Here is a 12,091-nt window from a genome sequence, read left to right as displayed (position 1 = left end):
GGAAATGACGATGAAGCTGGGCATCAGCTCCTACAGCTTGTATCAGGCGGTGCAGCGCGAAGGCTGGACTATTCTGGACATTATCGAATGGATTGCGGAGAACGGGGGCGAGCACGCCGAAATCGTGCCGCTGGAGTATGACTTGCTGGAGCAGCCGGAGCTGGCGGACCAGATCCGGGAAAAAGCGGCGCAGTGCGGCATCGAGCTGTCCAATTACGCGATCGGCGCGAACTTTGTGACAGAGTCTGACGAGGCGTACTTGGCGGAAATTGAGCGGGTCAAAAAGCACGTCGAGCTTGCGCACCGCATGGGCATCCGGCTCATGCGGCACGATGCGGCGTCCCGGCCGCTGCCGGAAACGACGATCTCCCGATTCGAAGCCGATCTGGAGTGGGTAGCGGAGGCTTGCCGTCAGGTAGCCGATCATGCCGCTTCGTACGGAATCGTCACGAGCGTGGAAAATCACGGGTATTACATCCAGCACAGCGACCGGGTGCAGCGCCTGGTGGAACGGGTGGGCCGGGACAATTTTCGGACGACGCTCGATGTTGGCAATTTCCTATGCGTCGACGAGCTGTCCGTTCCGGCCGTCAGCAAAAATATTTCCATCGCTTCGATGGTGCATGTGAAAGATTTTTACGTGCGGCCTTCGTACCGGAATCCCGGCGAAGGATGGTTCCGGTCGGCGGGCGGCAGTTATTTGCGCGGGGCGATTGTCGGTCAGGGTGACATCGATATGCCGGAGGTGCTGCGCATCGTCAAGGCGTCGGGCTACGACGGATATGTATCCATCGAGTTTGAAGGCATGGAAGATTGCAGGCAGGGAGCCAGAATCGGCATGGACTATGTTCGCGCCTTGTGGAAGGAACTGTAACAATAAGTATATTCGGATCGGGAGGATTCGTCATGAGTAAAGTGAGAATCGGCGTTATCGGAGCGGGAAGCATTTCGGAAATGCATTTGAAGGCTTATGCGGGCAACCCGGAGGTGGAGCTTGCAGCGATCTGCGATTTGAACGGGGAGCGGGCGAAGACTAAGGCGGAAGCCTACGGAGCGGGAAAAGTATTTACGGATTACAAGCAGCTGCTTGCCGATCCGGATATCGACGCAGTGAGCGTGTGCACATGGAACAACAGCCACGCCGCCATCAGCATCGCCGCCTTGGAGGCGGGTAAGCACGTGCTGTGCGAGAAACCGCTGTGCAAGACGGTGGAGGAAGCGCTTCAGGTGGAGGCGGCGGTCGCCCGAAGCGGCAAGACGCTGCAGATCGGGTATGTGCGCCGGTATGGCACCAATGTGCGCGTGCTGAAGAAGTTCATCGATGCGGGCGAACTGGGCGAAATCTATTACGCGAAAGCGACCTGCTTGCGCCGGCTCGGCAATCCGGGCGGCTGGTTCTCCGACATCGAGCGCTCGGGCGGCGGTCCGCTCATCGATCTCGGCGTTCATATCATCGATCTGTGCTGGTACCTGATGGGTAAGCCGAGGGTCAAATCGATCAGTGGCAATGCGTACCGGAAGCTGGGCAACCAGAGCCATATTCAACATTTGGATTATTATAAGGCGGCCGACTATAACGAGCACAATACGGTGGAGGATCTGGCTAACGCGCTGATCCGTTTCGAGAACGGAGCCTCTTTGCTGGTTGATGTCAGCTTTACGCTTCAGACCAAGAAGGACGAGTTCGCCGTCAAATTGTACGGGGACAAAGGCGGGGTCGAAGTGGAGCCGGAGCTGACGATTGTCACGGAGCGGCACGATACAATTTTGAACATAACGCCGCAGATCGATCATCTGACGTTTGATTTCGAACGCGGCTTCCAGAACGAAATCGACCATTTCATCGCGTGCTGCCAAGGCCGGGAACAGACGATCAGCCCGGTGCAGGACGGCGTGGAAATGATGAAAATGCTGTGCGGCATCTACGAATCGGCGCAGTCGGGCGAGGAAATCCGGTTTTAGCATCCTATTTGCGGTTGGGAGATCATAAGATGAGACAAAGAATTACGGAGAGAGGCCTGGTCGTCTCCTGCCAAGCGTATGAGGGGGAGCCGTTGTTCGGCCCCCACCATATGGCCGAGATGGCCAAAGCGGCCGTGCTTGGCGGAGCGGTCGGCATTCGCGCCAACGGGCTCGCGGATATTTTTGCCGTGAAGCAAGCCGTTGCCGTGCCGGTGATCGGCTTGAACAAACGAAGCTGCGATGGCAGCGATGTGTACATTACGCCGACGCTGGAGGATGCGCTCGCTGTCCATGCCGCCGGCGCAGATATTATTGCGCTGGACGGTACGAACCGGACGCGGCCTGACGGACGGACGCTGGCCGATACGGTGAAGGAGCTGAAGCGGCGCGACATCCTGGTTATGGCGGATATTTCGACCGAGGAGGAAGGGCAGTACGCCGCGCAGCTCGGCGTCGACTGGATATCGACGACGTTGTCGGGCTATACGCCATACAGCACGCAATCGGCCGAGCCGGATATTGCGCTGGTGGCCCGTCTCGCCGCAGCCGTGCAGGTTCCAGTTGTCGCGGAAGGAAGATACGGCAAGCCGGAGGACGTCAAGCGGGCGCTGGACGCGGGAGCGCAGTTCGTCGTCATCGGCGGGGCGATTACGCGTCCGCAGCACATTACCGAGCGGTTCGTGCACGCCATTCGGGAGAGCGGCTAGAGATGACGCGGCCGGGGGAGGAGGAAGCCATGCGAACCATTCTGTACGTTCCGCTGGACGAACGTCCGTGCAACTTCGATTTTCCGGCCGATCTGGCCGTCGGTACGGATTTCCGGCTTGTGAGGCCGGAGCCGGGGGCGATGGGGCGTAAAAAATCGCCCGCAGACGTGGAGCGGCTATGGGCTTGGTTGTTCGAGCGGGCAGCCGAAGCCGACGGCGCGATCGTGTCGTTGGATACGCTGGTGTACGGCGGCATCGTGCCGTCGAGACTGCACTGGCTGTCGCCGGAGCAGTGCCGGGAGCGGTTGGATAGGCTGTGCAAGCTGAAGCAAATCAACCCGAAGCTGCGGTTGTATGCGTTCAATCTGATCATGCGCTGTCCTAGCTATTCGAGCGGCGACGAGGAACCGGATTATTACGAAGCGTGGGGGAAGGACATTTTTCGGCGGGGATATCTTAGGCACCGGGCTGAGCTTGGGCTGGCGGACGAGAAGGAGCTTGTGGAGCTGAAGCGGTTGGATAGAGCTATCCCTGACGTCGTATGGCAGGATTACACGGAGCGTCGCGACGTCAATTTGCAGGTCAACCGGTGGGCGGTCGAGCTGGTGAAGGAGCAGATCGTCGACTTCATGATCGTACCGCAGGACGACTCGGCGCCCTTCGGGCTGACAGCCGTAGACCAGCAGCGTGTGCGCGAGCATATTCGAAGCCTGGGCCTGCAGCTTCAGGTCTATATGTACCCGGGAGCCGACGAGGTCGGCTGTACGCTGCTCGCCCGCATGATCAACGAGTTTATGGGCGTCCGGCCGCTGATTTACCCGCATTTTTCGAGCGTGCAGGGTCCTTTCGTGACGCCGTTGTACGAAGACCGGGTGCTGTACGAGACGCTAAAATGCCACATCGTGGCGTGCGGCGCGCTCATGGCTTCCTCCGTCAGCGAAGCAGATCTGATTCTTTGCGTGAATTCGCCGGGAGAGCAGATGATCGAAGCCGGCGAACAGGCTTTGCCGAATCCGAACCGCGGATATACCGTGCTGCGGAACCTCGTCGAATTGACGGAAATGGCGCATGAGGTCGTTCACCGCTGGAAAAAGCCGTGTCTGGTCGCCGATGTCGCCTATGCTAACGGCTCTGATCTGGAGCTGCTTGCGCTACTGCGGCAGAAGGGGCTGATGTTTCGCTTGGCCGCCTACGCCGGTTGGAACACCAACGGCAATACGCTCGGCACGTGCCTCGCCCAAGGGCTGATCTATTACCTATACGGCGATACGCAGGGCCATCGCGATTTTCTGGCCTTGCGGCTCGTGGAGGACGCGGGCTACTGCGCCTCCGTCCGCCAGCAGGTCACCCAGTCATGCCTGCCGTCCATGGGGCATACGTACTTCTCGGTCGATGGAGAGCGTGGGGCGGTGGCGGACCTTGTGAAGCGGGAGCTGCAGCGATTTGCTTGGGAGCAGATCGACGACGAAGGGCACCGCGTCGTGATTGACGACTGCCGCATGCCGTGGAGCCGCATGTTCGAAGTCGGCCTGCGCGTGCGCGTCGAGAGGAGATAGAGGGGCAGGCTTTGCCCCGCAGCTCAGGCAACCGCTGGCCCCCAGAGAGCCGGCGGCTGCCTATCTATAAGCCTCTGCGGATGAAGTTCGCCGAAACTGCCCGCAAGCCCAGTTCCTTGGCCCAGACGGACAATTGTCCGACATGATGGATTTCGTGGGCGATCACATGTCTTAAAATTTCGCCTTGGGTAAACGTTTCTTCCGTCCCGGAAGGCGCAACAGGTTCGCCATCGGACTCATTGGTCCAATGTGTGAGAAAATCCTCGACTTCGCTCCGATACTGCGCGGACAGCTGCCGGACCTTGTCCAAGCTCGCGAAGTCATTGAAATCGGGCTCCGGGTCCGGCTCGCCCTTGATGACCCGAATCCAGCTGCACTCCACATCGACGATATGAAACAGCGTCTTCAGGATGGAGCCGACTCCGCCGGTGCGTTCGCGCAGCAGCTCTTCTTCGCTTATTGCCCCGAAGGCCTCAAACCATTCGTCCCGCACCATCCAATTGTAGCGAAATAACCGAAGCATTCGTTTTCCTCCCCAGACTGTTTTAGATTACTTTCATAAAGCTCAATATGCCGTCTTGCTGCATTGACCCTCCGGCGTCAGCTGATAGAAGCCGTCTTGTACGTACAACCGGTAGGCGCGGCTTTCCTCGTCGTAAGCGGCTGCGTGCTGCCATGCCTCTTCCAGCGATTCCGTCTTGATCAACCGATGGAAAAAGTGCATGATGAACAGCGCGGCCGCTTCTCCCGAAACGTCGATATCGGCGGCAATATACGCTTTAAGGCTTCCTTGCATAAAAGCCTTTCCCGCTTCTTCCACGCCCGCAGAGCAGGCCGTATTGATGACAACCGTTCCCGGCAGGTTAATTGCTTGGCCTATCGTCTCCGGAAGCATAACCTCATCGTGCAAGCTCGAAACGTCGATTTCTTCGATATATTCGCCGAAAATAATCCCGCCTTTGTCCCCATGAGCGCTAATAATAAGGTAAGGGGGAGCGTTCCCTTCCCCTTGCCCGATCACTTGCAGAAAATCCCCCGGCGTGCCGATCGCATGAAACAGCGTAACCGTATTGAATTGTTCCAGAACCGTACGAATAAAATTGGCCTCGCCGCCGTCGTCGATCGCAGCGATCGCAATTGGCAGCCGTTTGGCGTAAAATCGGGTATCGACAGGTTTCCACACGGTGCACCACTCCTCATCTACTTTATATGCTTACGAGGAGGAGGTTTCCAGGGTTTCGCTATTTTTGGATTTAGACTCCAAGCGGACGCAAAAAAGCACCTTCCATAAAAGGACGAGGCCAGCCTTTTCAGGCCGCGCGTCCTCTTTAGAAACGTGCTTTATTTTGTAAGTAGTTGTGTCGGAATCCGACACTTGTACGATTGAGCTTACAGCGTCAGGTTCACGATCGTTCCGACGGGTGATTTATTTCCTTTACGCTTCTCCGAGTACGTCTCGATTTCTTGCACTGTCAGCTGTCTGCTCCCGGATTGCTGCGGCTTATCCGAGCTTTCTTCTTCCTTCGCTTGTTTTGCGGGCTTAGCGGAAGCGATCTTATCGTCTTCCCGGATCGCTTTAGTGAGGTCGCTTGCGATATTACCGGACAGTTCCATAAGCTTGCCGTTTAAGTTCTCGGCTTTTTCCTTCAGTTCGCTTGAACGCGCAGGGTTGCTGTGCTCCCAGCCTTTAGCCTCTGTTCGCAGCGTATTTTGCACCATCCTGATGCGGCCGAAGTTCTGCATCTCCTGGCTCGCCGACACAACCGCTTGCATTGTGTTCGAAGATACAACGGAGTCTTCTTGGGACTCATTCGGGTAGCTCCCACCAAGACCGGAGGTGTTCGACTTCTTGTCCTTTTTTTTGCTCTCTTCGTCCAATCCCGCAGCTTTCCGCTGCTCATCGAGCTGGATTTTTCTCATCTGTTCTTCCAGCTCCCGGATTTGCTTGTCGATGTTTTCGAGTTCTACTTTCATCGATTCCGCACTCGTGCCTTTTTTCAAAGCCTCGCTTAAATAATTGCCTCGTCGTTCCGTTAAGTTTTGCTTTTGTTCCATTAGCCGCTCCAGTGCTGAGGCCGCCGTTTTTTGACCGGGACCGTTAAGGAAAGGCTTGCGGATGGTAACCTTGTCCTGCTGCTGCTGCTTGTGCTCCTGCTGTTCGTTCGCATTGGATCGCCGAGCGTACGTGTGATTACTATGTGCGCCGACTAACGAGGGACGTAAGTCTAAGGAAATGCGCATGAATAGGGTCCTCCTCCGTGAATTTTTTTGTAAAAGAAATCCTCATTTTACTATATCGTCTAATCTCATTAATTTTTAAAATGATTTACTAAAAAAGTTTATTGAAATAGATTTTTTGCTTCCAAAGACTTGAATACGGCGTCCCGTATCTTGATCGCCTGAATGGCGGATGTAATATCGAGAAACTCGCTTTTTTTGTTATATTCCAAACAATCCTTAATATGATGTATAACTTGCTCGTAATCATCCTTCATTTGAGGATGTAACACTTCTTTGCTTCCATCTCGATAATAAATCGCAAATTCTTCTCTTGTGTTTGTACCATATTCAGCATCAAACTTAATAGAACCTTTTTCACAAATCACCTCAAATCCTACACAAAACGGGGCATTCTTCGGTAAATTGGTGTAACTCTCAACAACGGCGAATTTATTTTCATAATTTAATGTTGTGATTGCGACCGATTGGTCCCCGAAGTCTATCCCATTGGAGACGACATGTTCGGGCATCCCCAGAATCTCAATCAAGAAATCAAAATTATGGATGTGGAAATCGGAAACGTTTTTTCGTAGTCCCAGATTCCCCCAAACCGGAGCGGTTTTATTATACGAGCGAAATGAGATTACTTCACCGAATTCAAGGTTTTGAATTTTGTTTATCGTGATATGGTGGGGCGTCGACAATTTAAAAAACAAATCCACAAATACGTTTCTTTGATACTGTTCGGAGGTATGTAAAACATTTTCAGCCTCATCCATTTGATAGCATAACGGGGTTTCGCAAAAAACATGCTTTCGATGCTTTAATGCTTCAATGGCCCACTTAGCGTGAAGAGAAGTAGGCAAGCAAATGTCAACTAAGTCGATTTCCTCATGTTCAATGATTTCGTATAGATCTGTCGTCGTTCCAATGTTCAGTGTCTTATTGATTTCTCTTAATTTGTTTTCATCCCGACCATAGATGAGAACGACCTCAAAGCCCTTTATTTTTTTATACAATTCCGCATGCTGTCTTCCAAATCCCGTCCCCACTATTCCAACTTTAACCACATGGAATCCTCCATTATTATCGTTTTAAGAGACTTAAATAAACACCGTATCCGCGTCCGTATGCTCGAAGCACAGATTAACCGTCCGCACGTTCGATCTGGTCCGGTGAACGACTCCGGCAGGGATGGTGATGGAATCGTTGGCTTTCAATGATACGGTGTCGCGGTCTTGGAAATCGATGAGCAGCTCGCCTTCCAGCACGATAAACAGCTCGTCCGAGGTCGGGTGATAATGCCATTGGTATTCGCCGGTGAATACGGCCAGCCGAAGACAGCTTTCGTTGACGGTACTGACGACGACGTTGCGGTACTGCTCTTCGACGCTGCCGTTTACTTGCGATAGATTGACAATTTCGAGTTCTTGGGCTGATTTCACTGGGTATCATCCTTTGCTATTCGTAGTGGAAGCTATGATTTTTTTCGGGCAATGAGGTGGGTGAATACCGCAATATCTCTATACGGACTTAGACGTCCTAATTCGAGCTCCAGTTTCACGGCCTGGCGATGCCATTCTTCCTTGTGTTTGATTTCGTTATCGGCAATGTATCCGTAAATATTATGGATACCGCATCGGTCAAGAACTTCGTAGCCCGCTTCCTGAAGCCATTGCTGCAGCCGTTTATGGGGATACGTGGTGATGTCCGTTTGAATCACACTGCTGTATTCCCGATCGCTTTCGAGGCCGTGTAAGGCTTCCTCCGGATCTTTAAGGATGACCGCTTTCTTCATTACTTTTCCTACCGGATTATGAGCGATGAGGGATAAAAAGCCGTTTTCGTTCTGCTTGGAGCCGATTCGCTTGAGCAAGTCTCCGGGCTCCTCCACATATTCCAGGACGTTATGGCAAAATATCCAGTCATACCGGCCCGGCAAAGCAAGCTCCTCTTGAAGCGTGGACACCCTGTAATCGATGGTCATGCGATGGTCCGCTGCGGATTGCTTCGCGAATTCGATCATTTCCGGTGTAGGGTCAATTCCCGTCACTTGATTCCTTCTCCTGGCATACTCCGAGCCGGTGATACCGAAGCCGCAGCCGATATCCAGAATCGATTGTCCGGCCTCTTCGAGAAAACGGTCGATTTGATGCCAGGCTGTTGCATAGAATAGCTGTCCCCAAGGCATTTTGGTATAAGTTAAGTAGGACTGGATCGATCGGGAGAACGAGGAGGTCTTGGAAGCCATAGGATATCGCTCCTTTCATAGTTGTTCTTTTTCGGATTTACGAATAAAAGCTGCTGCTATGCAAGCGGCGATACTGACTACTCCGGATGCGATGTACGTGTTCGTATAATACGGAAGCGCCTCCGCCCCAACAAACTGCAGCACGCTTGTCCAATTCACGATTCCGTCGCCGCCGCCTGGCAAACTGCTTTCTTGCATACAGTCCTACTACGATGTAGGGGAGGATGGATACGCTGAATCCAATAATCGCAACTGAAATATGTCGCTGACGGTCGACGGGATGGTCGGTAATCAGCATGTAGGCTTGAGCGGTGACAAACAGGCAGAGAAGATAGGCGATTGTGACGATCTGAATTCGCGATTGATTCCGAGTAACTTCAGACTTACTTGGTAATGTCGAAGGTGTTCTTCAAGCCAATCATGCATATATGGCCGCGTCTGAGGAATTTTTGCACACGTAGCTATTTTTCATTTAACTATACCATATCTTGCCTTCTTTTTTATTTCGTACACTAACTTTTGGTACGAGTTAGACAAATATTTACTAATTATTATAACAATTCTACAAAATAATACATTGATGTCTAATTGTGGCGAATAGTATAATTAATCGGAGTTAGTTTATATTTATAATGAAAAAGTGGGGTAAGAACCATGGCTAAGCTTCTAGTGAGATCATTTACAGTACTGGTGATTTTTATTTCATCGATAGTTTTTTCTCTAGATATCACAAATGCTTCAGACAGTAAGTCTTCAACCAATACCTCTAGTTTAATGCAAAAAGGAATGAATGATGTAGTATACGATGATGGCGAAGGTGTTAGTAGGAAGAAAGTAAGAGAGCTAAACAATATGAGGACAAAGTATAGCAAAACCTATTTAAATGACGATAAAACTGTATCTGTGGTTAAAGCAACATACGCTTTGCACTACGAATCAAATGGCAAGTGGATTGATATTAACAACGAAGTAGTAGATATATCAGAAAATTATTTTGGAGTTAACCGGGATGATAATTTTTCCGTTAATTTTAAAAAAGATTCCCCTACTACTGTAATTTCTAATAAACAATACTTTATTAAATATGAACCTCTTACGAATCGGCTTGTAACTGGAAGTGCATATGGCAATATGGTGTCATACGCGAATGCCTGGACTGATACTACGTTAAAATATCAGATTCAGAATGATTCTGTAAAGATGGAATTGATGCTAAAGACAAATGAAGCCCCAAAAAAGTTTAGTTTCAAATTGGAAACCAATGGATTAACACCATTCAAGAAAAATGATGGCTCAATTATCTTAAAAAACAATCGGGACGAAATAATTTATACTATTCCGAGAATGTGGGTGCAGGATTCTTCAAGTAATGAGATTCGGTATAAAAATTTAACTACCGATATTATCAACAATGGGATCCATTATCTTCTAGAGTTTACACTTGATGATGAGGGGTTACAATATCCTATTCTGATTGATCCAACAACTAATTATGAAAGATATTATGAATATGACAGCGGAACGGCATTTTATGTGGATACCGATGATATAAGTGTAAGTTCATTGGTTGAAATAAAAGTAACCAATCGTCCTACAGAATCTTACGTAGAAAACAACCCAGCACAAATATTTTTAACACGTCAAGAATATGGAGATGTAATTGCACCATACTCACCTACTAATGAAGGAAGAAATGTGACTTGGATTTCTGAAACAACCGCATTTGATAATAAGAAAAATTACTCTGTTATAAAGAAGGCTGATATTGCAAAATTTTTAGGTGATAGTGAGAAATTTTATGGTGTCGTCTTTTATAATGAAAATTTTCTTTCCCGGTATGTGACTGTATCAGTTGAAATTACCTATAATATACTTCCAATTGCCCCAAGTAATTTAAAGGCGACTAATACCTCAAATTCAACTTCTAATATTGAGGTTACTTTAACGTGGGACCCGGCTACTCAGCCTAACCTTATAAAAGAGTATCAAGTATTTATGAACGATAAATATATAAATAGTACAGTGTCAAATAGTATGAAAATTCACGATGTCTTGCCAAATACGCTGCATAACTTTCGTGTACGATCGTTGCTCAAAGATGGAACATTTTCTCCATTTGATACTGCAACAATAAATATCTTTGATGCTGCAGCACCCGGTAATTTACAAGCAATTCCAACTTCTAAAAACAGTATAAATCTAACGTGGAGGCAAGCTGAAGAGCCTAGTATGGTCATACAGTACGAAATAGAAGGGTATGGAAATGACAAACGAATTCTATTAAATACAAGATCAAGCAATATAGAAATAACTGACTTATTACCAAATACATTGTATTCTTTTAAGGTAAAATCATTGCTTGTCAGTGGTTTTTATTCTCCATATACCAATTTAGCAGAAGTGAAACTTTATGATCCTATCACTCCGAGTAATTTAAAGGCTAGTGTAGCTTCGGAAAATAGTGTAAATCTAATATGGGATCCGGCTCCAATGTCCGAGCTTATAGCCGAATATCAAGTCTATATGAATGATATATACAAACAAAGTGTAGCCTCCAACAATGTAGAGATTAAGGATTTGTTGATACATTCAACGGATACTTTTAAGGTAAGATCCTTGCTCAAAGACGGAAAAACTTCCATGTTTTCCAATTCAGTAACAGTTGACAGAACTCCTCCAAGTTTATCCATTGATGTCTCTTATTTATCACCTTCATCCGTAAAGGTTGAAGTAAATGGAAAAGACGATAATTTTGGTTTGAACTATAAATATTATTTGAATGATAAAGAAATTTATTCTTATCCAGTTAATTCAGGTTATACCATTAATAACCTTATCCCAGGAGTTAAATACATAGTTTATGTGAAAGTAACTGATCTATCCGGCAATAGTACAGTTAGTGAGAAGAGAACAGTAATCTACAGCGGAGGTAATCTGACATATGTTCACGATAATACAGGGAAATTGGATTATATAAGTGACATTGATGGAAGAAGAGTATTTGACTACATATATGATAGTAATGGTAATTTAATATCAAAAGTTATGTTTCCTTAAAATTCAATCTAGGAGCCAAACTATGAAAAAACTACTAAGACATATCTTGTTATTCACTCTAATTACGCAAACGCTATCCCCTGCGGCATTAACTTACGCTAATGAGGAACCAGCAGCGGTTCCAACTACGGATCAAACTGCAACCAAAGAAGTTCTAACCATCGAATGGTTAAGCCGGAAATATAATATGCCGGAGAGCAGTTTGCTAAATGAGTTGAACAAAGGATATTCCATGCAGGATATCCATTCCGCTTTACAGACAAGGAAAGAACCGAACCAATCTCTTGAAGAGATACTGAAACAGATCAATCCAAGCGTGTCAGAGCGATTGCAAAAAA

13 protein-coding genes are annotated in these 12,091 nt (G+C 48.7%); 6 read left to right on the top strand and 7 right to left on the bottom strand.

Annotated features, from left to right (window positions below):
• Positions 1-10 precede the first annotated feature (10 nt).
• The 4 genes from PEL01S_RS30225 to PEL01S_RS30210 are packed head-to-tail and all read left to right on the top strand — an operon-like array spanning position 11 to position 4,225.
• Complete coding sequence (locus PEL01S_RS30225) at positions 11-874, top strand: sugar phosphate isomerase/epimerase family protein (RefSeq protein ID WP_063182608.1); 864 nt, start codon at positions 11-13, stop codon at positions 872-874.
• Between the two features lie 32 nt (positions 875-906).
• Positions 907-1,962, top strand: a complete 1,056-nt coding sequence (locus tag PEL01S_RS30220) for a Gfo/Idh/MocA family protein (RefSeq protein ID WP_127462872.1) — start codon at positions 907-909, stop codon at positions 1,960-1,962.
• A 29-nt stretch (positions 1,963-1,991) separates the two neighbouring features.
• Positions 1,992-2,669, top strand: a complete 678-nt coding sequence (locus PEL01S_RS30215; protein WP_063182606.1) for an N-acetylmannosamine-6-phosphate 2-epimerase — start codon at positions 1,992-1,994, stop codon at positions 2,667-2,669.
• 29 nt (positions 2,670-2,698) lie between these two features.
• Positions 2,699-4,225, top strand: coding sequence for a DUF4127 family protein (locus tag PEL01S_RS30210; protein WP_239551465.1), 1,527 nt, complete (start codon positions 2,699-2,701; stop codon positions 4,223-4,225).
• A gap of 64 nt (positions 4,226-4,289) precedes the next feature.
• Here PEL01S_RS30210 and PEL01S_RS30205 read toward each other — a convergent pair whose 3' ends face one another.
• The 7 genes from PEL01S_RS30205 to PEL01S_RS30175 form a co-directional block, all read right to left on the bottom strand.
• Positions 4,290-4,748 carry a DinB family protein gene (locus tag PEL01S_RS30205; RefSeq protein ID WP_127462870.1) on the bottom strand — a complete coding sequence of 153 codons (459 nt, stop codon included), beginning with the start codon at positions 4,746-4,748 and terminating at the stop codon, positions 4,290-4,292.
• A gap of 42 nt (positions 4,749-4,790) precedes the next feature.
• On the bottom strand, positions 4,791-5,408 hold the full coding sequence (locus tag PEL01S_RS30200) for a hypothetical protein (protein ID WP_127462869.1): 618 nt from the start codon (positions 5,406-5,408) through the stop codon (positions 4,791-4,793).
• Positions 5,409-5,614: 206 nt separating this feature from the next.
• Positions 5,615-6,466, bottom strand: a complete 852-nt coding sequence (locus PEL01S_RS30195) for a hypothetical protein (protein ID WP_127462868.1) — start codon at positions 6,464-6,466, stop codon at positions 5,615-5,617.
• Between the two features lie 98 nt (positions 6,467-6,564).
• The gene (locus PEL01S_RS30190) at positions 6,565-7,515 is read right to left on the bottom strand and encodes a Gfo/Idh/MocA family protein (protein WP_127462867.1); all 951 of its coding nucleotides are present in this window, start codon (positions 7,513-7,515) and stop codon (positions 6,565-6,567) included.
• A 33-nt stretch (positions 7,516-7,548) separates the two neighbouring features.
• Positions 7,549-7,890: a cupin domain-containing protein gene (locus tag PEL01S_RS30185; protein WP_127462866.1), complete on the bottom strand. Its 342-nt coding sequence runs from the start codon at positions 7,888-7,890 to the stop codon at positions 7,549-7,551.
• Positions 7,891-7,922: 32 nt separating this feature from the next.
• A complete protein-coding gene (locus PEL01S_RS30180) occupies positions 7,923-8,696 on the bottom strand; it encodes a methyltransferase domain-containing protein (RefSeq protein WP_127462865.1) in 774 nt (257 codons plus the stop codon).
• Between the two features lie 15 nt (positions 8,697-8,711).
• Positions 8,712-8,894 (bottom strand): hypothetical protein, encoded by a 183-nt coding sequence (locus PEL01S_RS30175; RefSeq protein ID WP_127462864.1) that lies wholly within the window; start codon positions 8,892-8,894, stop codon positions 8,712-8,714.
• A 456-nt stretch (positions 8,895-9,350) separates the two neighbouring features.
• Here PEL01S_RS30175 and PEL01S_RS30170 point away from each other — a divergent pair, with 456 nt between their 5' ends.
• On the top strand, positions 9,351-11,753 hold the full coding sequence (locus PEL01S_RS30170) for a fibronectin type III domain-containing protein (protein WP_127462863.1): 2,403 nt from the start codon (positions 9,351-9,353) through the stop codon (positions 11,751-11,753).
• A gap of 22 nt (positions 11,754-11,775) precedes the next feature.
• Positions 11,776-12,091: hypothetical protein (locus tag PEL01S_RS30165; RefSeq protein WP_164824340.1), on the top strand; the 316-nt coding region annotated here is incomplete at its 3' end.

Source organism: Paenibacillus elgii NBRC 100335 (assembly GCF_004000865.1).
GTDB classification, from domain to species: domain Bacteria; phylum Bacillota; class Bacilli; order Paenibacillales; family NBRC-103111; genus Paenibacillus_G; species Paenibacillus_G elgii.
Note: the sequence above shows the minus strand (reverse complement) of the source record. Positions and strands in the feature narration are given on the sequence as shown.